At 33.9% G+C, this 26,404-nt stretch carries 31 protein-coding genes and 2 pseudogenes; all 33 read left to right on the top strand.

The genetic code is table 11. The features are described from left to right. The first annotated feature begins 25 nt into the window (after positions 1 to 25). The 33 genes and pseudogenes from CHB72_RS04500 to CHB72_RS04360 all read left to right on the top strand — a co-directional run bounded on the left by CHB72_RS04500 (position 26) and on the right by CHB72_RS04360 (position 26,039). Entirely contained in the window at positions 26 to 877 is an 852-nt protein-coding gene (locus CHB72_RS04500; protein WP_089281666.1) for an ABC transporter permease, read from the top strand. Further along, on the top strand, positions 834 to 1,229 hold the full coding sequence (locus tag CHB72_RS04495; protein WP_089281665.1) for an ABC transporter permease: 396 nt from the start codon (positions 834 to 836) through the stop codon (positions 1,227 to 1,229). Before CHB72_RS04500 ends, CHB72_RS04495 begins: the two co-directional genes overlap by 44 nt. A 91-nt stretch (positions 1,230 to 1,320) precedes the next feature. After that, a complete protein-coding gene (msrA, locus tag CHB72_RS04490) occupies positions 1,321 to 1,800 on the top strand; it encodes a peptide-methionine (S)-S-oxide reductase MsrA (RefSeq protein WP_089281664.1) in 480 nt (159 codons plus the stop codon). Positions 1,801 to 3,105: 1,305 nt separating this feature from the next. Beyond that, a complete protein-coding gene (locus CHB72_RS04485) occupies positions 3,106 to 3,915 on the top strand; it encodes a MerR family transcriptional regulator (RefSeq protein WP_089281663.1) in 810 nt (269 codons plus the stop codon). Positions 3,916 to 3,980: 65 nt separating this feature from the next. Continuing rightward, the gene (locus CHB72_RS04480) at positions 3,981 to 5,321 is read left to right on the top strand and encodes an MATE family efflux transporter (RefSeq protein WP_089281662.1); all 1,341 of its coding nucleotides are present in this window, start codon (positions 3,981 to 3,983) and stop codon (positions 5,319 to 5,321) included. Between the two features lie 612 nt (positions 5,322 to 5,933). Then, complete coding sequence (locus CHB72_RS26285) at positions 5,934 to 6,077, top strand: hypothetical protein (protein WP_176431195.1); 144 nt, start codon at positions 5,934 to 5,936, stop codon at positions 6,075 to 6,077. A gap of 29 nt (positions 6,078 to 6,106) precedes the next feature. Next, the gene (locus CHB72_RS04475; RefSeq protein ID WP_089281661.1) at positions 6,107 to 6,304 is read left to right on the top strand and encodes a hypothetical protein; all 198 of its coding nucleotides are present in this window, start codon (positions 6,107 to 6,109) and stop codon (positions 6,302 to 6,304) included. Between the two features lie 120 nt (positions 6,305 to 6,424). After that, positions 6,425 to 6,970, top strand: coding sequence for a MerR family transcriptional regulator (locus CHB72_RS04470; RefSeq protein ID WP_089281660.1), 546 nt, complete (start codon positions 6,425 to 6,427; stop codon positions 6,968 to 6,970). Positions 6,971 to 7,475: 505 nt separating this feature from the next. After that, positions 7,476 to 9,023 (top strand): glycosyltransferase, encoded by a 1,548-nt coding sequence (locus tag CHB72_RS04465; RefSeq protein WP_089281659.1) that lies wholly within the window; start codon positions 7,476 to 7,478, stop codon positions 9,021 to 9,023. Next, positions 9,020 to 10,267 carry a hypothetical protein gene (locus CHB72_RS04460; protein WP_089281658.1) on the top strand — a complete coding sequence of 416 codons (1,248 nt, stop codon included), beginning with the start codon at positions 9,020 to 9,022 and terminating at the stop codon, positions 10,265 to 10,267. The genes CHB72_RS04465 and CHB72_RS04460 overlap by 4 nt, the downstream gene beginning before the upstream one ends. Positions 10,268 to 10,444: 177 nt before the next feature. Further along, positions 10,445 to 10,741: a hypothetical protein gene (locus CHB72_RS04455; protein WP_089281657.1), complete on the top strand. Its 297-nt coding sequence runs from the start codon at positions 10,445 to 10,447 to the stop codon at positions 10,739 to 10,741. Between the two features lie 195 nt (positions 10,742 to 10,936). Further along, a complete protein-coding gene (locus CHB72_RS04450; RefSeq protein ID WP_089281656.1) occupies positions 10,937 to 12,175 on the top strand; it encodes an MFS transporter in 1,239 nt (412 codons plus the stop codon). Positions 12,176 to 12,630: 455 nt separating this feature from the next. Next, a pseudogene (locus CHB72_RS28210) lies at positions 12,631 to 12,957 on the top strand (transposase); the annotation flags it as partial. A gap of 53 nt (positions 12,958 to 13,010) precedes the next feature. Beyond that, a complete protein-coding gene (locus CHB72_RS04440; RefSeq protein WP_089281655.1) occupies positions 13,011 to 13,298 on the top strand; it encodes a DUF3795 domain-containing protein in 288 nt (95 codons plus the stop codon). A 287-nt stretch (positions 13,299 to 13,585) separates the two neighbouring features. Further along, positions 13,586 to 13,744: pseudogene (locus tag CHB72_RS28080) on the top strand (undecaprenyl diphosphate synthase family protein); the annotation flags it as partial. Between the two features lie 145 nt (positions 13,745 to 13,889). After that, positions 13,890 to 14,504: a class I SAM-dependent methyltransferase gene (locus tag CHB72_RS04430; protein ID WP_089281654.1), complete on the top strand. Its 615-nt coding sequence runs from the start codon at positions 13,890 to 13,892 to the stop codon at positions 14,502 to 14,504. A 185-nt stretch (positions 14,505 to 14,689) separates the two neighbouring features. Then, entirely contained in the window at positions 14,690 to 15,355 is a 666-nt protein-coding gene (locus CHB72_RS04425; RefSeq protein WP_089281653.1) for a hypothetical protein, read from the top strand. Between the two features lie 448 nt (positions 15,356 to 15,803). Beyond that, complete coding sequence (locus tag CHB72_RS04420) at positions 15,804 to 16,268, top strand: GNAT family N-acetyltransferase (protein WP_089281652.1); 465 nt, start codon at positions 15,804 to 15,806, stop codon at positions 16,266 to 16,268. A 314-nt stretch (positions 16,269 to 16,582) separates the two neighbouring features. Next, a complete protein-coding gene (locus CHB72_RS04415; protein ID WP_242975030.1) occupies positions 16,583 to 16,915 on the top strand; it encodes a HepT-like ribonuclease domain-containing protein in 333 nt (110 codons plus the stop codon). Positions 16,916 to 16,974: 59 nt separating this feature from the next. Next, on the top strand, positions 16,975 to 17,154 hold the full coding sequence (locus CHB72_RS04410; protein WP_089281650.1) for a hypothetical protein: 180 nt from the start codon (positions 16,975 to 16,977) through the stop codon (positions 17,152 to 17,154). After that, a complete protein-coding gene (locus tag CHB72_RS04405; RefSeq protein ID WP_089281649.1) occupies positions 17,151 to 17,453 on the top strand; it encodes a type II toxin-antitoxin system RelE/ParE family toxin in 303 nt (100 codons plus the stop codon). The genes CHB72_RS04410 and CHB72_RS04405 overlap by 4 nt, the downstream gene beginning before the upstream one ends. A gap of 89 nt (positions 17,454 to 17,542) precedes the next feature. Further along, a complete protein-coding gene (locus tag CHB72_RS28205; protein ID WP_141131318.1) occupies positions 17,543 to 17,677 on the top strand; it encodes a short-chain dehydrogenase in 135 nt (44 codons plus the stop codon). A gap of 81 nt (positions 17,678 to 17,758) precedes the next feature. Beyond that, positions 17,759 to 18,115 (top strand): Rossmann-fold NAD(P)-binding domain-containing protein, encoded by a 357-nt coding sequence (locus tag CHB72_RS26980; RefSeq protein WP_089281648.1) that lies wholly within the window; start codon positions 17,759 to 17,761, stop codon positions 18,113 to 18,115. A gap of 50 nt (positions 18,116 to 18,165) precedes the next feature. Continuing rightward, the gene (locus CHB72_RS28075; protein ID WP_242975029.1) at positions 18,166 to 18,321 is read left to right on the top strand and encodes a group II intron maturase-specific domain-containing protein; all 156 of its coding nucleotides are present in this window, start codon (positions 18,166 to 18,168) and stop codon (positions 18,319 to 18,321) included. A gap of 103 nt (positions 18,322 to 18,424) precedes the next feature. Beyond that, positions 18,425 to 18,571 carry a hypothetical protein gene (locus tag CHB72_RS26275; protein ID WP_176431193.1) on the top strand — a complete coding sequence of 49 codons (147 nt, stop codon included), beginning with the start codon at positions 18,425 to 18,427 and terminating at the stop codon, positions 18,569 to 18,571. A gap of 415 nt (positions 18,572 to 18,986) precedes the next feature. Then, entirely contained in the window at positions 18,987 to 19,187 is a 201-nt protein-coding gene (locus CHB72_RS04390; protein WP_089281647.1) for a hypothetical protein, read from the top strand. A gap of 358 nt (positions 19,188 to 19,545) precedes the next feature. Then, positions 19,546 to 20,094, top strand: a complete 549-nt coding sequence (locus CHB72_RS04385; RefSeq protein WP_089281646.1) for a CD3072 family TudS-related putative desulfidase — start codon at positions 19,546 to 19,548, stop codon at positions 20,092 to 20,094. 407 nt (positions 20,095 to 20,501) lie between these two features. Continuing rightward, on the top strand, positions 20,502 to 21,068 hold the full coding sequence (locus tag CHB72_RS04380) for a CDP-alcohol phosphatidyltransferase family protein (RefSeq protein ID WP_176431192.1): 567 nt from the start codon (positions 20,502 to 20,504) through the stop codon (positions 21,066 to 21,068). A gap of 872 nt (positions 21,069 to 21,940) precedes the next feature. After that, positions 21,941 to 22,699, top strand: coding sequence for an N-acetyltransferase (locus tag CHB72_RS04375; RefSeq protein WP_089281644.1), 759 nt, complete (start codon positions 21,941 to 21,943; stop codon positions 22,697 to 22,699). Position 22,700: 1 nt separating this feature from the next. After that, positions 22,701 to 22,838 carry a hypothetical protein gene (locus CHB72_RS25835; protein WP_330396977.1) on the top strand — a complete coding sequence of 46 codons (138 nt, stop codon included), beginning with the start codon at positions 22,701 to 22,703 and terminating at the stop codon, positions 22,836 to 22,838. A 91-nt stretch (positions 22,839 to 22,929) separates the two neighbouring features. Continuing rightward, complete coding sequence (locus tag CHB72_RS04370; protein ID WP_089281643.1) at positions 22,930 to 23,466, top strand: DUF6144 family protein; 537 nt, start codon at positions 22,930 to 22,932, stop codon at positions 23,464 to 23,466. Positions 23,467 to 23,615: 149 nt separating this feature from the next. Then, positions 23,616 to 25,601, top strand: a complete 1,986-nt coding sequence (locus CHB72_RS04365; RefSeq protein WP_089281642.1) for a beta-propeller domain-containing protein — start codon at positions 23,616 to 23,618, stop codon at positions 25,599 to 25,601. Between the two features lie 168 nt (positions 25,602 to 25,769). Further along, a complete protein-coding gene (locus tag CHB72_RS04360) occupies positions 25,770 to 26,039 on the top strand; it encodes a DUF1361 domain-containing protein (RefSeq protein ID WP_089281641.1) in 270 nt (89 codons plus the stop codon). The last annotated feature ends 365 nt before the right edge of the window (positions 26,040 to 26,404 follow it).

The following is a 26,404-nucleotide window of genomic DNA, read 5'->3' as shown; positions in this document are numbered from 1 at the left end:
TGCATCTTCGCAGCTAGGGCTCACAATGATGAACATCCGACCTGTCATACTGAAGGGAGTGAAGGATCTCCTGCGAAGCAGGTTTGTTTACATAAAGCATCTCTTATCACTATTGAAGAGAGAAAGTTGTATAATAAATTTAAATAGTAAAATTTGGCATAATAATCAATTACTAAATTTCATCAATATATCTGCTTTAAAATATTTAATGGAAAATGGTCGCAGGATTAACAGCTTTGACTACTATGCAGCCGCCATGCTAACCATGTTTTCTTTATACCTTGCTACCATTAAGGGTAGAAGCCTTTTAGAAGAAGGTAATCAAAAAACATTGCAGAGAATGAGGGTTTCAGGTATATCGATGAAAAGCATTTTGCTAGCCAAGTATATAACGATCTTTGTATTGGCTTTGTTTCAAATAATCACCATGATGATCTATTCTGCCATTGTATTGAAGGTAAACTGGGGAGCCTATAGTACTGTTGGGATCCTGATGATGGCCCATGCTTTAGCTGTTGCTGCATTGGCAGCATTTATCGGGGCTATTGTGTTGAAGCTGCAGAAGGCGATGGCAGCGGAATTTTTTGGAACAGCAGTGATTCCTATGATGGCTTTCGTAGGAGGAAGCTTTCTTCATTATGGTGGGTTACCAGAGTTTATACAAAAAATCAGCTATTTTACTATAAATGGATTGGCTTTAAGGACATATATTTACATTATGCTGGGCTATGGATTAAAGGATAACTTAAGCTATATTTTAGGTTTATTTTTGATGACAGCTATACTATTGGCAATAAGTATAGTACTTTTTCAAAAGAAGGGTGTGGATACAAATGTTGACGATCATAAGATTAAAAATCATGAAATTAAAGGATGATTATAAGGTCTTATTATTAATGTCAGCGCTAACCCTTCTATTAATCTATTTTATGAGAGGAGCAGGCAATGGAGGAGGAGCAATACCCATAGCTGTTATTGATCATAGCAACAATATATATTCTAAACAGTTAATAGAGGAGATAGGTAAGTCTAGTTTAATGAAGATAGAAACAACAAGTTTTGAAAAAGGGATAAGAGAGGTACGGGAAGATAAGTATCAAGCAGCATTGATTATTCCCAAGGAATTTGGATATGATATCCAGGTAATCTTTAAGCCAACAATGATCCTGCTGGGAATGGGGATATTGTGGTTTGCAATGGGATTGAAGTTTTTGAGGTTTGAGAATTAGAGAAAGCATTTATTTCTTCTTTAATAAATGCTGAAAGAGTGGGTAATTATATAGAATAAGTACAATATAAAAGGGGAGAAAGGAGATCCCAATGAAAGAAATAGTATTAGCAGGAGGTTGTTTTTGGGGAATAGAAGCTTATCTTTCTCGGATACCAGGGGTAAAAGAAACAAAGGTAGGCTATGCAAACGGTCATACAGAAAACCCAACCTATGAAGAGATATGCTCTGCAACCACAGGACATACAGAGGCGTGCTATGTGAGGTTTGATGAGAAGATCATTGATTTAGAAAACCTGTTGAATCGATTCTGGAAGGTAATTGACCCCACCACAGAAAATCGACAGGGACCAGATATAGGCAGCCAGTATCGGACGGGAATCTACTATATAGATGGAGGAGATTTGAAAGTCATTCTGAAAACCTACAATCAGCAGCAAAAACGATATGAGAGACCTATCGTAACAGAAATTGAGCCTTTACAATATTTTTATCCTGCAGAAGAATATCATCAAAAATATCTAGAAAAGAACCCAGGAGGATATTGTCATATTGATTTAAATAATCTATAAATCTGGTTACCACAGAGAGAAGCAACGATGGTAATATCATGTTTCAAACTACTTTCCAGCCACCATATTATACCATAATTTCACAATTTATTTACAATTAATTTCTAAAACGTGGTAAAATATAGGAAAGTAGAGGTGAAAATTTCCTGACTTATGGGATGTTGGCTAACAATGTATTCTCTACATTGAAACGTCGGGAATACGGGGAACGTTAGTGCGCTAAGCAAAGCTTGGCATTTCTCATAGGGTGTAAGTCCCTGTTGGATAAGGTCTAACCAACCACCCATACCGAGTGTTGCACCAAAACTGGTAACAGTTAGGTGAAGCGTACACAGGGAACCATATAGACCACAGGGGAGACCATAATCCCTGAAGCATATTCAGCCTCGTAAATCGTGTATCTAGAAATAGGACAAAAGCAGAAGTTAAGAACTTAGTAACTCGGGAAAAATAATAGGCATGACCATTAGAGGTTTGATATAACCAACCATTTACATGGAGGGACTCCATGTAAATGAGAAGGTGGGAACATAAAAATCACATAATTAAAAAATCAAATGCGACAGCTAGCTTGACAACCATCGTGAGTGTCAGAAAAGGCAAAGACGTTATATGCCATCCCTACTGAAAAGTAGTGGTAGTATGCAAGATGCAGATGATAAAGATAGTCACATAAGATAGAAAATCCGCAATAGAAATCATTGTTTGATGTTGTAGGGGTGACCTGTGGTCGCCAGGTCTTATCTAGATTCAGGCGACCACAGGTCGCCTCTACATTAATAGATTCTGTACTCATCAAAGATATTCTGAATATCAGCCATATTACTCACCTAGTGTATCTAAAGGACTGATAATATTTAAAATATCCTTACTGGTTAAATGTAGATAAAAGCCATGGTGATATTATACAAATGGTTGAACAGACGAAGCCAGAGGAAAAGTTTCAACTGGAGGAAATTCACTAGATTGATGAAATGGTATGGGATATTAAAACCGAAGATTATTGAGAGTGGCAATCACCAGTTAAAGCTTCAATATTAAATTGACGGATTACGGAACTGAATATTTCTGAAGAGTTCGGTGCGGTAGTTCCGCACGCCGGGTAACCAGCGTGTCTACCGTAACTATGCTATCCCTGTTAAAAAGTGGTGGTAATAGGGAAAAAGAAGATAGTAAAGATAAGTCGTATCATATTAAAATTACCACATAGCAACAAGGCGTACAAGTACGGATGTAGCAATTTGAAAGTGTTTTAGGTAATGTTACTCTGAGGCTTAAAATATTTTATAAGGGTAAGGGTGCAAAATGAAAATTTTAGTTGGAGAAATGGCTCGATTACACAATGTCTCTACACAAACATTACGATATTATGATAAGATTGGTTTGCTTCAACCTAAATATATAGACAAGGAAAATGGATATCGATATTATACCATTGAGCAATTCGCCCACCTAGATTCTATAATTTTATTAAAAAAAATAGGGGTACCACTAAAAAAAATAAAAGAATATTTTGCCAGTAGAGATGTTGAAGGTATGTTGGAACTTTTAAAGACAAAAGAAAGTTTACTACAAAAAGAGATAAAGGTACTGAGAAGAAAATGTAAAGATATACAAAATAAAATAAATAGAATAGAGACTTATAGAAGAAAAGAAGATTTTCATCAATGCAAGGTTAAATACATACCATTCAGACAGATTGCATATTTAGATTTTGGTAAAAAGGGAAATTTAGTAGATTTTGAGTATGGACTAAAGGAATTAAGCAGTTTAGTCGGTGAAGAAGCCTATCACTTTCAGTGTATGATTGCAGGTATTCTTTCTAGAGAACAAGTTCTTAAAGGAGAATACTATTATTGGGAAAACGTTGGGATACTGTTTGAAGAAGAGGTGCTGCAATCGGATGCAAAGGTTTTGCCCAAAGGAGAGTATGCTACAATTACATTTAAAGGAAATGTTGAAAGAGGTGTTAAAGACTACGAGAAACTGATTAAATGGATAAAGGAAAAGGGGTATAAAATTATAGGTGATGGACTTCTTTTAACAATAACTGACAGTTCTTATTCGGAATTTGAAGATGAATTTATTATAGAAATTCAGATTCCTGTTAAATAAACTTGACATTATAGTTGCTATAACCTTTAAAATATTAGATATATATTTTAAAGGGAGAAAAAGGCATGGTGTCGGAACAGCATAATTTATTAGAAGGAAAACTACATATATTATTTATAAGATACTTTATACCCAGCATATCCTCAAGTTTAACTCTATCTCTCTGCATTTTATTTGACACGATATTTATTGGAAGGGGGATAGGAAGTAAGGGGTTAGCAGCATTAAATATTGCTTTACCTATATTTAATATTTTCATTGCATCAGGTTTGCTATTAGGCATTGGTGGGGCGATTGCTTTTTCCATTGATTTAGGGGGAAAAAAAGTAGAAAGGGCTCGAAGTATTTTTACTTATTCTATGATTCTAGCAATTATGATAGGAGCTTTTTATTCACTAGTAGGCTTATTTTTAGTAGAGGAAATAGCTTATTTATTAGGAGCATCCTATGAAAATATTGAGTTGATTACAGGATACTTGGGTGCGGTTATGCCATTTGGTCTATTTTACGTAGTAAATAATACACTAGTGGCTTTTTTAAGAAATGATAAGGCTCCTAAATTAGCAATGACAGGGATGATGGTAGGAAATATGTTAAATATATTTCTTGATGCCCTATTTATCTTCAAGTTTGGTTGGGGAATGAAGGGAGCTGCTCTTGCGACGGGATTATCTACATTACTTATGACTGGCATATTTTGCTTTCACTTTGCCAATCCCTATTGCAATCTTGTTTTTGAGAAGACACCTATGAGGATCGATATCATTAAAAGGATTACTAAAAACGGATTCTCCAGCAGTATAATAGAATTATCATCAGGACTTGTAATTTTTTGCTTCAATCGTGTTTTGCTTAAAGTGGAAGGTGTGGCAGGAGTGGCTGCATACGGGATCATTGCCAATATATCTTTAATCTGCATGGCTATTTTTATAGGAACTTCTCAGGCGGTTCAGCCTATTATAAGTTTCAGTTATGGGGCAGGGAAAATAGAAAGAGTACTGAAAACCATCAAACTCGGGTTATATACTGTTACTGGATTGGGGATTGTATTTTGGGTAACAGGCATACTCTTTCCTCAATGGATTGTTTCTTGGTTTACTAAAGAGATAGCATTGATGGAGTTAACAGTAAGAGGCATTTTAATTTATTTTACTGCCTTTTTAATTATGGGTGTAAATACGATGTTTATTTCGTTTTTTCAAGCGATTGAAAAGCCCATTTATGCAACGAGTCTTTCTTTTTCAAGAGGATTTGTTTTAATAATTTTAGGCCTAGCTCTGTTACCTCTTTTATTTTCTACAGATGGTATATGGTTGACGGTTCCTTTATCAGAACTAATCATATTTGTGATTTCAACTATTTTATATATTAACGTATATGCAAAGCAGAAGGAGCAGTGCTTATAAAAATCTTATTCTTATTAAAAACTAAAATCGTGATTACAGTTTACAGTGTTGTGGAGACAAATGAATTAGATGACATGATGTTTGTTAATCTTAGTTGGTACAGTTAGTCCTAGGAAAGGTAGACAATTATTCTCAAACGAGATGGATCATAATATTACGTTATTTTTTCACCGGGCACAACAGAGAAGACCATTATTATTAAAGCAAAAGATGTCCATAAGATTTTAGACGGTATAGATAACCAAGTCTATTTCTATTGAATTAGAGGTACGACACATCATCTTTTCTATGCACCATAAAAAGTAATTAATTAGCGGAAGTAAAAAACTTAGAGCCAACGGGACAGCATATAACAAAGGCTTAGCAGACATCGGGATGCTATTATTAAGGGAAAATCCGACACCGTTAAGCCCCAGAACGTTGAATTAAACTGCTTTGCGGTGGCAAGGCAAGTGTTTATCCGAGGAGATACTCTTGATTTCAAAAAAAATCATTTATTCATATACTGCTTCTAATTAGTATTGGTGAAAATCACTAAACAACTTTAAAGACGATGACTTCATAAAATCCCTTATAAATAGTGGCTATATCAAGGGAGAAATAAGGGATGATTTGCCAAAGGAATTTGTAGAAAGGTTAATGGGATATTTATTTACCAACTTAGTGGAATTAACTGGTGCTACTAATGTAGAGGACTATGAAGAACAAATAAATTTTTTAATTGAGTTCATGAAGGATGGTTTAAGAAGAAAGTAGTACGATTAGTTTGGTAAGGAGGAAGGATAATGATTAAGTTTAATTTTCCAGTAGGATATCACCATTTGCATAAAACGAAAATCATAGATTTTCAACTTAATAGATGGTATTCCTTTGGCTATGCTAGATTAGAGGATATGATAGAGGCGGGAAAAAGGATTAATACAGTAGATGATTGGAAAGAGAAAATGATAAGGCAAGCAGAGAAAGTCATTCATGTAGGATGACGAAAAAAACAAAGCATATTTAGAACTTACTTTCAGAGGCATTTGCTTTGTTTTTGTCACTGGAAATCCAGTATGTTTAAATTTTCAAAGCATCTTCTTTGGAGAAGGGGAGTAATTACTATGTATACCATTGGTCAAATTTGCAAGAGATTTGGTATTTCAAGAAGTGCACTTCTATATTATGATTCTATTGGACTATTAAAGTCCAGTAGGCGAACAGAGGGAAATTATCGACTATATTCGGAAGAGGATACAACAAGGTTAGAACAAATTTTTCTTTATCGCGAAACAGGGGTATCCTTAGAGGATATTAAAACTCTTCTAGATTCACCTAAAAGCAACTTATCTGATATTCTGGAAAAACGGCTAGAAAGCTTAAATAGTGAAATAAACAAGCTAAAATTTCAACAGCATGTTATTATAAAAATGTTAAAAAATAACGAGTTACCTTTACAAGCAGCAGTTATTTCTAAAGATAATTTTGTTGATATTCTAAAAACGATCGGCCTTAAGGAGGAGGAAATGGATAAGCTGCATGGGGAATTTGAAAGACTTTATCCAGAAGAACATCAGACATTTTTAGAGTTCCTTGGTATTTCCCCTGATGAAGTTCATCTTATACGAGAGTATTCTAAAAAAATATCCCAGCAGCAAAATGATAATTAAATTTAAAAGCCCTTTAAAATACGTAATACCTGTATTTTAAAGGGCTTTTAAATTTATCTGAATTTTTTTCTTTTAAGGTTAAGACCCCACCTCTAAGCGTTAGCGTAGGTGGGGTTTTAAAATCAGGTGGAGTAGACTCTCCATCTGATTCCTCGATGTTTCAGCTTGCTGAAACGAATTCACTCTCAGCCCAGATAGGATCAACGCCTCATAATTTGACAGTATGTTAGAGTTAGTGATATAGTAAGTGTGTTAGCACTCGTCGATGAAGAGTGCTAACAAGATACCGATTAATGGAACTATTAAAAGGCACTTTTTATTAAAGTGTTTTTTAAATAAATTGGATAATATGAATATATCTATAAATTACGTCTGTTTTGAAAAATCAATAAACAAAAAAAGGGGTGATATTAAAGCTGTTTGGTGTTTTTTGAGGGATAACATGTATGAGAATTTTGCACTATAATTGCATATTAAAAATAGGTTTAAGAAGGAGTTAACATAATTGAATAAAAAAAGAGTATTGGTTGGCAGTCCGGTATATCAAAAACCAGAAATATTGAAGGTGTTTTTAAAATCCTTAAAAAAACTCAATAGGCATACTATTTCTATCGATTATATGTTTGTAGATGACAATATTGATGAAAATTCAAGTCAACTGTTAACTGAGTTTGAAAGAGATGAATCAAAGGTTATGATCCTTTGTGGTGAAGAGCAGGGAGTGTATCTGTGCAATGATGAATCCCATCACTGGGACGATGGATTAATGTTAAAGGTAGCAAATTACAAAAATTCTATCATTAATTACGCAATAGAAAATAATTATGATTATCTGTTTTTTGTGGATTCTGATTTGGTTTTGCAACCTAATTTGATTGAGCATCTAAAGACTGCAAATAAGGATATTATCTCTGAAATATTTTGGAGTCAGTGGCATAACGATAGACCTTTCGAACCAAATGTTTGGCTGTTTGACGAATATGATTTAGTTCCTAAAAAATTAGGTGAAAAACTGAGCCAAAAAGAGATGGATATACGACAAATTAAGTTTTTGAATCAACTTAGAATCCCTGGCTTATATGAAGTGGGGGGATTAGGAGCCTGTACATTGATTAGTAGAGCTGCATTGGTAGAAGGTGTTAGCTTTGATCCCATTAAAAACTTAACCATACATGGTGAAGACAGGTTTTTCTGCATACGAGCGGCTGTGCTGGGTATTGACCTTTTCGTTGATACTCATTATCCCGCATATCATATTTATAGAGAGAAAGACTTAGCTGGTGTGCAGAATTATGTAAAAGACTATGAAGCAGACCTTGCTTTTGTACGTCAATATAAAAAACAGGGAAATAAAATTACTCTTTCTATGATAGTGAAAAATGAGGAAGGCCGTTATCTAAATCAGATGTTAAATAGTTTAAAGATGCATATTGATGAAGCTGTTATTATTGATGACGGAAGTTGTGACAACACAGTAAATATGTGTAGAGAAATATTGAAAGATATTCCTTTACATGTTATACAAAATGAGCAATCTATGTTTGCCAGCGAGGTCGGGCTTAGGAAAAAGCAATGGAGTGAAACTATAAAAACAAATCCCGATTGGATCCTAAACCTTGATGCAGATGAAATATTAGAAGATAGTTTTTGGGATAAAGCGCAAAAACTTATTAATAATCAGAATTATGACTTTTATTGCTTTAAGCTATATGATATGTGGAGTGAAACGCACTATCGCGAGGACGAATATTGGAATGCTCACAGTATTTATAGACCTTTTTTAATGAGGTATCAGCCTGATTTCAATTATATATGGCATGAAACACCTCAGCATTGTGGGAGATTTCCTATCAATACTTTCTCTTTTCCAAGGGCTACATCTGAATTTAGAGTGAAGCATTTTGGGTGGGCAACGCAAGAAGATAGAGTAGAAAAGTATAAAAGGTATGGACTTTTGGACCCTGATGCTATATATGGAATTAGGGAGCAATATGATTCAATTATGGATACTAATCCTAATTTAATAAGGTGGGATGTGGACGAAGTTATATGAAAATTAAAAAAAAGAAGATAAACGTTGGTGTTGGCTTTGTTACAGGACGTAAGAACTTCAAAAATGTGACAAAATCATATGTTGATAACTGGAATGAATCTGGACTTGTCGATAACGAAAAAAATGCACTCCATCTATTTGTTGCTTATGATTTGAAGTATAAAAGTACGAAAGTGAGCGATTATAAAATTACGGACGAAGAAATATTGGATAGGGTGGATTCGGCTTATTACTTAGGAAATTCTTTAATAACAAACGAGGCACAATATCTAGTTGAAAAGAAAGTTATTAATCTAAAAGAGGCGAAATTGATATTTGGTGAAGGCTATGCAATGAAAAGAAATGCAGTTTTGTATTTTGCATTAAAAAATAAGATGGACTATCTTATTTTCCTTGATGATGACGAATACCCCATAGCAACTATAAAAATTAATGATACCATTGTTTGGAAAGGTCAAGAGGTTTTATCAACACACATTAACAATATTCAACATGCTGATATGACACATGGGCACCATTGTGGTTATATATCTCCAATACCACATTTGAATTTCAATGATAAGCTTTCTGAAGATGAGTTTAGAATTTTTATAGAATCTATAAGCAATGATATTATTAACTGGGATTCAATTAAAGAAAAAATGAATGATGGTGGAGTTACATTTGCAAATCTTGATATAATTAATAGTAAAATTACTGAAGTTGTTAAAGAAATAAATGGAATGAAATTTATTTCGGGTGCTAATCTGGGCTTTAACCTTAAGAATCTCGATAAATTATTTCCATTTTATAATCCACCAGGAGCAAGAGGCGAAGACACTTTCTTAAGCACCTGTATTGGTGAATGTAATATAAGGAAAATTCCTTGCTATACCTTCCATGATGGCTTTGCTACTTATGAGCATTTACTTTTAGGCGTGCTTCCTAACAAGTTAAAAGCTATGACGGCTGATTCGAGTGCAATTACTAAAAGATTTTTAAGAGCTACCATCGGTTGGATTAGGTACAAGCCACTCTTGCTTTATATCACTCAAAGAGATGATTACGAAACAGAAATAATGAGAATGAAAGAAAACTTATCAAATGTAATTCCAAAGATTTGTAATTATTTTGGAAATAACGAATTTGAAAATATATTGGATGAACTTGAATTCTATCATACACATGTAGAAGAGCATTATAAAGATTTTGAAGATACTAAGTCGGCATGGTTAAAAATAATAAAGTTTTTACAGAATAATTAAATTTCAAACAGAAAAGTTAGTAGTATACTTGCCCAACAAGTATACTATTTGCAGATTTTTCACTTTTATCAGTATACCCATTAAAGATAATGAAAAAAGACAATAGGATAGTAATCATTAAGAATAGCATCATTTTTTTTATTAAGTATAACTATAGCTACCCCTGGACGAATTTCTTTGACTTCAACCATTGAGATGACAGTTGAAGACATAGCATCAACTTTGAAAATTCCTTCAGGCATAGTAAAGATAAGTTCCGGTGCTTTTTATGATACAAGTGCCTTTGATTTCAATTTCCAGAGCGGTGAAATTAGTCCAAATCCTGATTTTCACGGTGTTAACGTGCTTTTCGATTTGCCGCTTGATAAGGCGAAGGCTGATCCGGAAAAAGTCCAACGGTTCTTAGATGAACGATACAACGGAGACTATAAGGAAAATTTTGAACAACCAGTTTTAAGGAAAGAATCAAGATAATCATCAGAAATATCTAACAGCAAGATAATAGTTAAAAATGAAGGCCCTTTAAAATACATAATCTTTTTATTTTAAAGGGCTTTTAGTTTTCTCTATAAAAACTTTCACCTTCTATTTATAAAGTCACTTGACCTGACTATAACTTTATAGTTTATTCTATCAATGTACTTAAAAAATGGAAAGGGTGAAAATAAAATGCTTCATAAACTATTTTTAAATAAAAATTTCTTTTTGCTATGGACAGGACAAATGGTATCTCAAATTGGTGATAAATTCTACGGGATTGCTCTTGCATGGTGGATTTTGCAAGAAACGAATTCTCCCATAATTATGGGCTTCTTTATGGCTGCATCTGTATTACCAGGGTTGGCTTTCGGTGTTTTTGCAGGCGTATTTATAGATAGATGGAATCGTAAAATGCTTATTATTGCCAGTGATATTCTCAGAGGAATTTGTGTAATTGTGATTACTTTTCTTTCTGTCATTGATATCCTAGCACTATGGCATATTTTTACTGCAGCTATCCTGATATCTCTAGCTTCTGCCTTTTTTGATCCTACTATAAAGGCAGTAATCCCTCAAATTGTTGAGCAGGAACAATTACCTCGAGCCAATGCTCTAAGTGAAATGGTGGATGCTGCCAGTATTATTATCGGCCCTGTACTTGGAGCTGCCTTTGTAGGCCTCTTTGGTTTTACCTTAGTATTTCTTATTAATGGGCTCTCCTACCTTATATCAGCATTTTTTGAAGGATTTATAACCATTCCTCCACAGGTTGATTCATCTCCTGGCACCAACACACTACGGCATGAGATAGCAACAGGAATTAAGTATTTACTAAGTAGGAGGAAGCTTGTAATTACTATAGGAGTCATAGGAATAGCGCATCTTTTTGTAGGAGCTCTTATAGTATCTCTGCCATTTCTGGCAAAAGAGTTGTCGGGAGACAGTATCCAAACTTTAGGTAATCTGGAAATGATGATGGGATTTGGGATGTTGTTGGGTGCTCTTTCTATTCATTTACGTGGCAAAAGCGATTTTAAGGACAAGAATTTATTTGTTTTTATTGCTGCTATGGGTGTTTTCTATTTATCTATTGCAATAACCAGGTCTATAACAAGTACCTTTGTTATACCTTATATGCTCCTGTTACTCCTCATTGGTGCAGCTATTGCAAATGCTTCTGTGTATTGGCAGTCAATTCTTCAACTAAATACTTCCAGTGATATGGCTGGACGTGTTTTTAGTATATCCTCAATGGTTGGCAATATATCTCTGCCTATATCCTATGGATTATTTGGCATACTTCTTAAATACACATCAATTTTAAGATTAATGCTTTTTTCTGGGTCAGCTTTAATCTTTATAAGCATGATATTTATGTATTTATATAGTGATGTAGATAAACAAAATCAGAAAGATTTCTTGATGTAAAAGAGGGAAAGGGGTTGGTATACTGAATCTATTGCATATCTTATCAATCTGTTTAATTAAAAACATCTCCAGATTAGATTATAAATCTGGGTTACCACCGAGGGAAGCAACGGTGGTAATATCATGTTCGAAAAGAGCGAAAGTTGGGAGTGAAATCCTGATTTTCTCTTTTGGGTTCCTTTTTCTAAAATTCCAATATTTTTTTTTATCCCAACACTTTTTTAAAAACATTCTATTTTTACAGAACTTTATTTGATGCAAAAAAATGAGGGAAATGAATTGCAAAGAGAGAGGCTGATTTGAGCTATGTTTTCAAATGGAACAACAACTCCTGTTTAGACTGCATTTTTAAGTTTAAACAATGTTTCTGTCATAATATATCGAAATATAGCGGGTAAAAATTGAAGGTAAATAAAGGAAATTGTCGAATGTAATTAAAAGACAATAATAAGAATAAAATTATAAGCTTAGATGCATTAGAATTCATTCGAAGATTTTTTCTTTACATTCTTCCTGATAGGTTTATAAAGATTAGACACTATGGCATCTTAAGCAGTAGGAATAAAAAAACAAAGTTAAAGGAATGTAAAAATATTTTAGGTGTAGTTCTAGAAAATCTACAGGATACAAAGAAGAAAGAGACTTGGGAGGAACTGCTCTTCAAACTAACAGGAGTAGATCATACAATATGCCCCTGTTGTAGCAAAGGGAAAATGATAAGAAAGATAAAACTAGAACCTCGATACTACTCGCCACCCCAGTTAAAAGTACAAATAGCATAGATAAAGAAGCAATATAATGATTACTTATTAATTTTTAAGGAGAGTATTATTGGATGGATAAAATAATAAGTTGTTGTGGGGTAGTATGTACAGAGTGTAAGTCTTTTCCTAAAGATTGTAAAGGCTGTCCGGAAATCAAAGGTAAGGTATTTTGGCTACAATACACAGGTGAAGATATTTGTGATGTATACAATTGCTGTATTAACGAAAAACAAATGGAACATTGTGGTAGGTGTGAGTATCTACCATGTCAAAGCTACTCTAGAGATGACCCGACTAAATCCCCGGAAGAGAATGCTGAAGACCACAGAAAACAAATAGAACAACTAAAATCTATGTAAATAATGGTTATTATTCATTGATGCACTAATACGTAATTTTTAATAAATATTTATAATGGCCTCTATTTTTTAAAATATATAACCGATTACGGAAGCGGGTATACTCGAGGATCCCGGTGCGCCAGGCAACAGGCGTGTCTACCTTGACTATGTTATTTTCAAAGCAGTCTAACTAGGGTCAATGCGTACGGGCAGTATTTTCTATTATTTGTTTTGGGGAATAGATATGAAGAAGGATAAAGAGGACTATAGTAAATCAAGCATAACGAACATTCCTCACTGATCCAGATATACTCATTAGAACAAGCGGAGAGATACGGATAAGCAATTTTCTTATATGGCAGATATCAAAAACTCAGTTATGGACCACATCTGTTTTATGGCCGGATTTTACTCGAGAGTGTTTATGGGAAGCATTTAAAAGATTTGTGCCAATAAAAAACTAAGAATTAGGGTAGCTCACAGGAACTGAGATTAAAACGACATATAACATAGGCTTAGCAGACATCGGAAAGCTAGTATTTATGGAAAGTCCGATGTCGCTAAGCCTAAGGGCGTTGGCCAAAATCTAAACAAAAGGAGCGGATCAAGATGAAAGAAATTGTATTTAATCAAACACCATTATATAGATTTCTCCAGTTGTGTAATGAGGAAGATAATCAAAACTCAAGAAAAATATTGGATTGTGGAGCTGGTGGCAGCAAACCGCCATTGAGCATGTTCTATAATCATGGATATGAAACGACTGGAATTGATTTGGATATAAATCAAGTTGAGAAGGCTGATGAATTTGGGCATAGTAATAATCAAAATTTGGGAATTAGGCTAGGTGATATGACAAAACTAGATTTTACTGATGAAACATTTGGTTTTGTTTATTCGTATAATTCAATTTTCCATATGAAGAAGAGTGAAATTGAGAAATCAATTATAGAAATGAAGAGAGTACTCAAACCCAATGGTCTCATGTTTGTAAATTTTCTTTCTATTGATGATTTTAGATGTGGAGAAGGACCTCATTTAGGTGAAAATCAGTATGAGCAAATGGATGATGACCCAGTTATTCATTCATATTTTGAATATAATGAAGCAGAAAAGTATTTTAGTGATATGAAATTTGTTCTTAAAGAAAGAAGAATTATAGAAAGAATATATGAGGGAGAAAGAATTAGACAAGGATTCATTGATTATATACTAAGAAAATAATTTAACTTCGGCTAACACACGATTCCCAAAATTTCTCTTATATCAATATGCAGCCCGCAAAGGAAACATTATCCGGACTGCAGGAAATAATGCAAACCTCACTGCGCGGATTTTGCTGAGGAAAGGCTTTGTAGCGACTTCATATTGGTATGAAGTACCAATTAATAGAGGAAGGGGTTATCTTTTTGAAAAAAATAACTTGTATAGCGGTTTCAGCTCTTGTGTTAATTTTGTTTCTTTCATCTTACTCTTACCAGAAAACAGTTTCTTCTAACAAACCTGATAAGAATAAAGAAAACTACTCAGATATTCTTGTCCAATCACCTATGACAGTATCGAATAATGATTTATTCCCTGTTAATGGAAAGCATCAATATTTAAGACTAAGAATGGCCAAAGGCAAATATTATGAGGATTGGAATCCAGGAGCATACCAGGGAACACTTTTGGAGGGGTATTTCATTATTGAATTAGCTGATGAATTTGGTAATACTATTGCTAAAACTGATTTGAGTACAATATACAAAGAGCGATTAATTTTTAATTCTTCATTTGAGTTTCAATTTGATGATTATAATGATGATGGCGATTTGGACTTTACAATAGGTCAGTATACATCAAATAATGGTAGGGACTATAAGCTTTTTACTCTAAGAGAGGATGGAAAAATAGAGGTATTGCCTATTAGGGATTATTCTTCACTGTTCATAAGCAAAGCGACAGGCTATTACTCTACAAAGCTTACGAAAATAGACAATGTCACGTTTAATATAGAGTATTACGACAATATAAAGGGGAAGAATTCTGAAGACGTTTATAAGTGGAATGGAAAAGAATTTGTTAAGGATTAGTATAAGGCAATTTGGTATTAAGATCTTTGTAGTTAGTCCAGCAGAGGCTTTAAGGGGTCACCATCCATGGTGGACTCTGAGCAAGAAGCTGTGGCACTGCATATAACAGCGTGTTCCTAAAATATGGTATAATATGTATGTAATAACCAGACTTCGGGAACATGCGGAACGTTAGTGCGCCAAGCAAAGCTTGGCATCTGCTTACAGGGTGAAAGTCCCTGTCAGGTAAGGTCTAACCAAACAGAAGTGAGTATACCTGAGGAGCCCGGTGCGGTAGTTCCGCACGCCGGGATCTGGTGTGCCGGGCAACTGGCGTGTCTACCTTGACAGTGACACCCTAATATCGGAGTAGGGTGCTGCAATCTATTGAATTGTCTGATGTTACTAAATATCAGTAATAAAATGTGAATTAGGAAGCTTCACATATTATAAAAAATGAGGGGAAAACATGTTTGAAGTTAGAAGAATTGAGGCAGAAATGACTTACAGTCTTAGACATAGTGTTCTACGTCCCCACCAGACAGTTGAAGACTGTAAGTATGTTACAGACCATGAAGATAATGCATTTCATGTTGGAGTATTCTACCAAAGAAAGCTGGTAAGTGTTGCATCCTTTTGTGTGGAAAAGCATCCTGATTTTCCTATTAAAAAGCAATATCGGTTAAGAGCAATGGCAACTCTTGAAGATTTTCAAAAGTTAGGAGCTGGAAGGTCAGTGGTTAACTACGCTGAAAATTTAATAAAAGAACAGGGTGTTAATTTTTTATGGTGCAAAGGAAGAACAACTGTGCAAGAATATTATAGTAAATTAGGTTTTAAAGCACACGGTGAAGTATTTGATTATCCGTCTATTGGCCCTCATATCATCATGTATAAAAAATTAGGCTTTATTAAAGAAAACTGTTGGAACTGATATAATTTGTATATAAGTTAGTTCGCTCTCTTCTCATATTGTGTAATAAAAGATTGAGTAGAACAAGGCTTTGGTTGCCACAGCACTTAACACAATATTCGAGTTCGTTCAGGGTGGGTATTCCTCTAGGGACCGTCCTCACATATTCTGCAGGAAGAACATCTGCGAAATATCTCGAATACTATACTGTTATACGACAGAAATTATAAAGTACAGAGGAAATTTGAGTTTAATTTAAGAAAATATATTAATCGTGATATAATGATATTAAGGTGAATATAAAATGAAAACACAAAAATTATTAAAAGAAAATCGTGAGCAAATACTTAGGATTGCAAGAATGCATTCATAATATTGAAACCTATGTAGAACCAGGAAAAGTGGAATTTTTTAAATCAAAGCTTATTCAAGATGCCGTTATTAGAAATCTAGAGGTTATAGGGGAAGCAACAAAAAAGATAGCATATGAGTTAAGGCATAGAGAGCATGATATTCCTTGGAAAGAGATGGCTGGATTGAGAGATGTATTAATTCACGATTACTTTGGAGTAGATTTAGATATTGTGTGGAATGTTGTAAAGAAAGAGTTACCCAAAAAAGAGAGGTATATACATTTAAAAGGTAAAAAATTGAAAAATAATAATTGATAAAGATAGTTTATGGTATAATTGAGTAAGAAAACTATATTCGAAATGGGGTGTTTGATTTGGATTTTGCGAAGGATGATGCTAGAAAAATAATAGAAAATTTACCTGAACAAGCTACTTGGGACGATATAATGTATCAATTTTATGTAAAGAAAAAAATAACGACTTCTATTGAGGCAGCAGAAGAAGGAAGAATTATGACTCATGAAGATGTAAGGAAGAGAGTTATAAAAAAATGAGAATAGAATGGACAGAACCAGCAGTTATAGACTTAGAAGATATTAGAGATTATATATCGAGAGATTCTAAGTATTATGGTTTAGTTGTAGTGGAAAGAATTTTTGATGCTGTTGAAAAACTTTCAAGTTTTCCCAATATTGGGAGAGAAGTTCCAGAGACAAGCAGTTCAAATATTAAGGAAATAATATTTAATAACTATCGTATTATTTATAAACTGGATGGAGAAATTATATTAATTTTAGCTATTATACATGGAGCAAGAGATCTAAAGAACATGAAGCCTTGGGAATTATTATAATAGTTCTTGAGGTTTTTTGTTTCTATTCTAAGCAAGGAGAGACTTGTACAAATATCTAACTTCTCGCAGTTGATAATAGTAATGTTGTATTGGTAACAGGTGCTACAAGAGGTATTGGAGAAGGAATCGCCATATCACTTGACAAGGTAGGAGCAGTTGTTTATTTTACTGGAAGAACTAAAAATGAGTTTCATGGCGCAGTAAATCTTGAGGGCACTTTATAAAAAATAGAATTAGAAATCAAAAATGCAGGTGGCACTGGATATGCTATTAAATGTGACCATACAGATGATGTCCAAACGAAAATGGTCATTGATAACATTATTGCCGAACAAGGGAAAATTGATATTTTAGTTAATAGTGTTTGGGGCGGATATGAATATTATAATGATGGAACTGAATTTTGGAATAAAAAGGGATTTTGGACAGCGCCTCTTAGCCGTTTTGATAAAATGTTTAGTGCAGGAGTAAGGGCATATTATGTAACTACTTCAGAATCGGCAGAATTCATTGGACTTGCAATAGCTGCATTGGCTACAGATGAGAATGTTATTGATAAAAGTGGAACAAAACAGATTGCAGCACAGGTTGCAATAGATTATGGATATACTGACATAGACGGTAAACAACCTAAGCCTTTGAATGTAGCTAATTGTCAGTAGCAGATTAAGGGCATTATGTGTTGTTGTATTAATTCACATCTTTTATATATGTGACGAGTTATAGGGAAAAAGATATCGCCACTTCTTATAACACGACCATTCTCATCTTAAGAGGCTGGATAAATTACTTTGGGAAGTATAATGCATCAGCTATTAAATACACTTTAGATTGTGTTGAAAGAAGAATTGTCAAATGGGCAATGTGAAAATTCAAAAGATTCAGGGGACATAGAAAAAGGGCTGAAAAGTGGCTGGATGAAGTTAGAAAATGTGATGTAATCAATAATACATTATTGGGGGGATAGGTTAATGAATATTCGCAAAGCAACCCTTGAAGATATCGACATCCTTATTAAACTTAGAATTGATTACCTATTAGCTGACAGACATCCTAGCGGCTTTCAAGTTACGGGGCAGCCTACATCATCTAACAAAGCACTTAGCACAGGGGCATAGCAGACGGAACGTCAGACTGAAGTATCATCAAGAGGTCATCCTGCCCACATCCACCAGGCAAAGATAATAGCTATCTGATCCTGACGGACGTCGCAAACACGGGGCGTTCTGTGAAATACGCAAAAAAAGAAGCATATCCTTGCGTTTGGTTATGAAAGAAAGAAACAGAAGTTTGAATCATAAATTATGTAAACTATTACCATTGCAGGGAAGGGTGCAGAAACTAAATCATCAAGGATGTTATATGCCATCCATAACATAATGATGTTAAGGTAGTTGAGAAAAGGAAGAAAAAATATTCATGTTGCACACTTGATATAAAAGGCGAAGGAAGATATTTTATAGACTATGTAGCATCGGTAATATAATGTGGAATGAAGATTATTTATATTTAATGAAGTTGGGGGGAATCAAAATGTTAATAGGACTTATGCAAGGAATTGGAATTTTTTATTATTGGACTTGGTTTATTTGGCCATTTGTATTCGTATTTTCTTTCGCTGTTGGCCTTGCTGAAATTATAAAAGATGAAAATGCTTCTGGAAAAAACATATTGATTGCGGCTGTTTCTCTTTTGATTATTTTAGCTGGAGTCGTTGCACCTGCTTTCAGTTAACAAAGATTATGAGCATTATCTTCGGCGGTTAGTATGGTGCGTTTTTCTTAGATTGCAAAGGGGTTAAATAAATGTTTAGGTCATATCATCTTTTCGATGTGTCATAAAAATCAATGATTTAGTGGGAGTAGAAAGTTTAGAGTAAACGGGATAGCATATAACATAGGGTTAGCAACATTTTGGCTTGAGCGATGAAAATACTGATAGGATGTCGCTAATCCTAGAAACGTTAGTAGTAATGGGCGGCGGCAGCGACATCGTATCGAGGATTATTTCCGACAAGCTAGAAGTAAATTGTTTAACAAATGCTTATTGATATGTTTAAATTTAGTTTGAATAGAATTTGGAGGTAATTTTAATGTTTTCTGATACTAGGAGTAAAAGAATTATATTAGTTTCTCACTGCATTTTGAATCAAAATTCAATTTCTGATGGAACCGCCGATTATCCAGGTACAAACGAAGTTATTATGAAGCAGTTGCTTCAATCTAATGTAGGTATAATCCAAATGCCATGTCCGGAGATACTGTGTTTGGGATTAGACCGCAGGGATATTCATGGTGGAGAACGACCAGTAGTCGTAGAGAATACAAGAATTCGACAAGAACTTAAAAAAGAGGATTCAATTAAAATAATCAATAATTTTGTAGAACAAATTGTATTTCAAATAGAAGAGTATATTAGAAATGGATTTACAGTATTGGGAATTGTAGGTATAAATCGTTCTCCAAGTTGTGGTGTGAATACCACTTCAGAAAATAATCAGGAAATTGCTGGGGAGGGTATTTTTATCAAGATACTCAGAGAAGCGTTAGAAAAGAAACAGATTTACATTAATATGGTAGGTATCAAAGGATTGGAAATGGATAAGGCCTTCATATTAATACAAGAATTATTGGATAGATAGTTTAAAGAGGATGTAAAGGTAATATTTGATTTTGTAATATTAGAAGATTCACTTATGAATTATCTTAGAATGCCGTCATCCGTTACGGCTCTGGCTTCGCGGAGCATGAGCCATCATCTAACAATGCAAGAAGCCCCCACCTCTAAGCGTAGCGTAGGTGGGGGGGGAGTATGTCACATCATGGAAGGGTATGTTCCATGTTTTCACCATATTTCCTAAGCATACCCCTGAAGGGAAAAAATCTCTCAAAGAGGTTACAGCATATATCAGACAGTACTTGTAAAAAGTAGGGACCTAAAAATTACTGTCCATGCCAAATGTTATTGCAAGTAGAATAATAAATATAATCGATTTATCTAAGTAACCGACGTGGCTATCTTGACGGCGAAAGACGATGAAAAAAAATTTTGTATAATCTGCGAAAGGAGGTTGAGGCTATTGACAGGCTCGTCCCAAATATACTTTCTGTATTAAGGATTATATTGTCAGTTTTATTGATTCCATTTTTGTCAGTACGTATTGGATTCATCATTATCTATATTGTAATTGGTATTAGTGATGTACTTGACGGCTATATTGCAAGGAAACTGGGGTGTGAAAGTGATTTAGGTGCCAAATTAGATTCAACTGCTGATTTTGTTTTCTATTGTATATTGGTATTAGTATTTTTCAAACTGTATTCTTCGATCTTGGAAATGAATTACCAATTTGTAGCTATAATAATCGCTATTCGTTTGTTAAATATGTTATTAACTAAATTAAAATATAAGAGAGTTGTTTTTATTCATACACTTGCGAATAAAATTTCTGGTATCATTTTATATCTAATGCCTATGATATTATTGTATATAGAAAATGGTATTCTAGTAGGAATCTTATTGATTATTGTAGTTTTAGCTGCAATTGAAGAATTACTTATTACGATTAAGTTTGAAAAACCAGATTTAAATAGGAGAAGCATTTTTAGGGACTAGGACATAGTCCTTCGCCTAAGTCCTAGTTTTGTAGCAAGGTGGGACTTTAACTGGTTATATTTCTTTGATCTATTTCAAAGAGATATCAGTAGAATTCTATATTGAAACCTATTTGGAAGGTTAAAAACGAAAAATCAAGCTATTTGCAATAATTTAGATCTACATAATAGAACTCGTCTAACACATAGTTCTGAGGTTGTTCACTTATCAAGACAAGTTACTAGAGCATTAAATAAGGCTTTGAGTCATTTTGAAATGTGACCTTAAAAGGGGGACCACATGTATCATTACTACCCAATGAAGCAAGAAAGTATTGTGACCATATAATAATTGGAGAGGCAGAAGAAACTTGGCCCAGTTTCTTGAAGATTTTTATTACGGAGGTGCTAAAAGTGTCTACAAATATAGCTTTATAGTTTATTTATTTTACTACTGTGCTTAAAAAGAGAAAGATTAATTAAATCTATATTAAATTTAGAAATTCAAAGTGGACGAGTACGTGTAGAGGATAGTCTGATTAAAGTATATAAGAAACAGAGATATCGTGAATACAAGCTGGAGGATTTTTTAGGAAAATCCAGAACGATAATCACGTTAATTCGTAAGTTTATCTATGGCAATTCTGCAGAGACTTTAGAGCCAAAACATAGTAGGGAGACTATAAAAAGTAAGTTTCAAGAAGGATAAAAAAAATATTTATAATATGACATGCTGTTGTCAAGTTACGAGTGATATACTGATTTCATCATAAAATGAAAAGAGGTATAAACAATGAATTATGAAATAGTGCATTTAGAAGAAAAAACAGTGGCAGGGCTCCGAATTCGAAGCAGTAATATTGCAGTATAAGGTAGAAGCTGAGGTGAATGATAATGGATATTATAACGATAAATAAGCATAACATTAACACAGAGAATATTTGCTGTGCTATTAGTGATAAAAAAGGAGAATCTTGTGTTTCGTCAAAAAAACAGTGGATGACAGAGCACTTTGATGATGGATTAGTTTTCAAGAAACTGAATGTACGGGGGAAGGTTTTTATCGAGTATATACCAGCTGAAAATGCTTGGTGTCCTGTAAATGCTCCGGGATATATGTTTATAAACTGTTTTTGGGTTTCAGGGCAATATAAAGGGCAGGGCTATGCAAACAAGTTGTTAGGAGAATGCATTAATGACGCAAAGCTGCAGGATAAAAAGGGTCTTGTTATTCTTTCATCAAAAAAGAAAATGCCCTTCTTGTCAGACCCCAAGCATTTGAAATATAAAGGCTTTGAAATTTGTGATATTGTCGAGCCTTATTATGAACTACTATACCTTCCAATTGAAAAGAATGTAGAAAAACCAAAATTCAAGGAATGTTGTACAAAGGGAATAATTGATGATAAGGGGATGGTTTTATACTACTCGAATCAATGTCCGCATACTGAAAAATATGCTCCTTTAGTTGCAGAAATTGCCAAGGCAAGAGGTGTTGACTTTGCTTTGATAAAGTATGAATCAAAAGAGCGAGCACAGAATGCACCTGCGCCTTTTACAACATACAGCCTTTTTTATGATGGAAAATTTGTAACCAATGAAGTGCTGTCGGAAAAGAAGTTTACAAATTTTCTTGCGGACAAGGGGCTATAAAATGAGATTTATTCAGGCGAAAACTATCATTTCAGGTTATTTTGCTGACAACCCTTGGTTTGGGAATAACTACAATATGAATATTTACAAGGGTTGTTGTCATGGTGGTATTTATTTCAAGGCGAATGTGACAGGTTAGGAATTCTTTACAAAATGGATGATATTATTAAAAATTATAAGCAAGGGTATGGAAATAATCAGCTTTCAATTTTTGACTAGGAGGTTCGGGTATGGAGTTTATTAAAAGATTAAAGAAGAGCTTAGATAATTATGTTGGAAAAGAGATAAGAAAAGAAGTATTAGCGAGATATAAGGAAATAAACGGAAGTACTAGTCCAGAGATCAAGGCGAAATTTGCGAAAACTGTAATGGAACGAATGGAAAATTCAATTGATAAAGATATTTGTATTAAGATTCGTGAGGACTGTGCATGCAAACCTCAAAAAGCTTTAGAACAGGCAAAGCGTTTATATGAAAAACATCCTAAATTAGATGAATTTCTCATTGAATTACAGAAAATAGGAATTGCAGGAAAAAGATTAGAACTATTTAATAACAAAATTTATGGTCTATTTGGACTTGGAAAATGTGTATGCAATATGGTAAAGGGAGCAAAAGAAGAGATACCGATTTTATACTGTCATTGTTGTAAAGGTCATATAAAGTGGTTATATGAAGAGGTACTGGAAAAATCATTAGAAGTAGAGTTAACTGAAACAATAATTTCTGGAGGAGAAGAATGTGGATATACAGTGATAATTAAATAAATAGATTACTCCGTCTTTAGTTATGGATAAAATGGAACTTTTTTATTGAAAATTCGTCTAAAAGTATTAGGAAAGAAAAGTAGGTGACCCAAATCTTTGATTTGGTGTTAGTCACTTTCACAGAGTGCAATAATTAAGGAGGGAATAGAATGAAAAGAAGGGGTTATATTTTACCGATAGTTTTTGGTTTCTTTTCTATGTTTTTAGTTGCTTATGGATTCACACATAGTGACATAACCGTGGATCACGTAAATAGTTTACAAACAGTAGATAATGTGAATGATTTGCCAACAATAGGCTCGTTAGAGAACTTTAAATTGCTACTAGAAGAATATGATGAACAGCAAGAGCTATATTTCGCTGATGACTTGATGTTTGGATTATCAGTGGACATCAGTAGAGATTCAGGATCATTTAAAGAATCCACAGCTCTTCAGGATAGTGCTTCTGGTGGAGACTATTCTTCAACAAATGTTCAAGTGCAAGGAGTGGATGAAGCAGATATAGTAAAAACCGACGGTAAATATATTTATCAAATAAATGATAGGGAAATCATCATCATTGATACTCAGACTCCAGCTAAACTAGAAGTTATTAATAAAATTGCAATAGATGATAAAACCTTTCAACCAACGGAAATGTATTTAGGAGATTCTTACCTGGCAGTAATCGGATATTCCTATGATTCTATCAAAATTCCCCAACCAATTATTTATGACTCAGCTGAACCAGCTTCTGAGAGAGCAATGATTGCATCTTATTATCCAACAAATACAGTGCATATGAAACTATATGATATAAAAGATAAAAAGAATGTTAAAAAAGAACGTGAAATTGCACTAGAAGGGTCTTATGTGTCTTCACGATTGATCAATGATAATATTTATGTGGTAACAAATAATAATATTGGCTACCGTATTATGGAAAGTAAAGATTCTGCAGAACTAACACCTCATTATAAGGATTCCTTATTGGGGGATGAAATAGAAAAAGTAGATTTCAAAGATATCCGATATTTTCCTGATGCGATAGAACCTAATTATATTACTATCATGGGTCTGAATTTAGGAAATTTCAAAAATAAAGCCACTATTTATACTTATCTTGGTCGAGGTGAAAATATTTATGCTTCTCTAGAGAATCTATATATTGCTGTTAATAAATATGAGTATACTGATCAGACAACATCTTTACTGGCACCGAGAGAGCGGGTGCCGGCTTATACCAATGATACCGAGATCTACAAGTTTGAATTAAATAAAGGAGAGGTTCAGTATCAAAACAAAGGAAAAGTACCTGGAAGAATATTAAACCAGTTTTCCATGGATGAAAACCAGGGTTATTTCAGAATTGCTACAACTACAGGAAACATATGGCGTACAGATGAATTTACTTCTAAAAATAATGTTTATATTTTAGACCAGCAAATGAAGATAACAGGAAGATTAGAAGACATAGCACCTACTGAAAGAATTTATGCCATGCGTTTTATGGGTAATAGGGGATACATGGTTACTTTTAGAGAGACCGATCCCTTTTACGTAATTGATCTGGAGGATCCTCAGGCGCCTAAAATACTGGGCTATTTAAAAATACCAGGCTATAGCGATTATCTCCATCCTTATGATGAAAATCATATTATAGGATTTGGAAAAGAAGTAGTGGAGACAAAGGGGAATACTCTACAGGCGGGAATGAAAGTGGCTGTATTTGATGTTCAAAATGTGAATCAGCCCATAGAAAAATTTAAAGTTGAAATCGGAGATAGAGGAACAGAATCCCCACTTTTAACGGACCATAAGGCTTTGCTTTTTTCAAAGGAGAAAAATTTACTGGCTTTTCCTGTAACGATCGTAGAAAATAAATCCGGAACACCTAACGAGTGGGGACAGTTCGCCTTTCAGGGAGCTTATATTTATCATCTGGATATGACAGATGGATTTAACCTAAAAGGAGGGATAACCCATTTGGCAGAGGAAGATTATCAAAAGGCGGGATCATACTGGTATGACAGTGAAAAAAATGTAAGCAGGGTATTATATATAGGAGATCAGATTTACACATTATCTAATGCAAAGATAAAAGCTCACCAGCTTAGCACTATGAATTTGACAAGCGAAATTTTATTAAAATAGATTTGGATTAGGCTATGCATAGAATTATGGCTTGAGTATAAAGTGGGTAATAAAGTGTTATGATAGGTATTTTTCAAATACGAGTACAAGTGAATAACTGGCTATTGTGTTTTTTATACACTAAAAGGCTATATTTGAGGCTTTTGACTGATAACGGAGTCAGAGACTATGTACATTGAAAAGAAGAAAGGAAAAAGGGTAGGATGGATGTTTGTAACCGCTGTTCATCTACTTAGTGGATATGCCATCTATTTAGGAAGGTTTATTCGATTTAACTCTTGGGATGTGATTTTTAATCCTTTAGAACTAATAAAATTTCTGCTGTTTAGTATAGATAAACTAGCGATTACCTTTACTCTATACTTCTTTCTATTAAGCTTATTTATCTATGGTACTTTCTATTTATTTATATATCTAGGAAAAGTAGAAAAAGAATGATAAACAGATTAACTAAACCTAAAAAGGTGTAAATTGCACCTTCAAGCACCTTTAAGTAATTGGCATAGTAGATGAAAAATGAGACATGAGTAGGGGCGACCTGTGGTCGCCTAATTCCATATACATTCGAACGACCACAGGTCGTCCCTACAATGACGGATAACGATTTTTGTTGCGTCTTTTCTTTTTTTGGACGATATAAAATGCATTAATGAAGAGAATGAAACTGAAGATTAACTTTTTTTTATAAAGGGGTTTTCTTTTTATGAGTTTATATATGTTTATTGCATCTGATCATTTAATGCAAGTTGTAGATTATAGTAAAACGAAATATTATAAGTTTAAACAAGGGGTTAAGATGACTA

It is taken from the genome of Anaerovirgula multivorans, assembly GCF_900188145.1.
In the GTDB taxonomy this organism is placed as follows: domain Bacteria; phylum Bacillota; class Clostridia; order Peptostreptococcales; family Natronincolaceae; genus Anaerovirgula; species Anaerovirgula multivorans.
The sequence above is the reverse complement of the archived record's forward strand: the minus strand, read 5'-3'. Positions and strand labels throughout refer to the sequence as shown.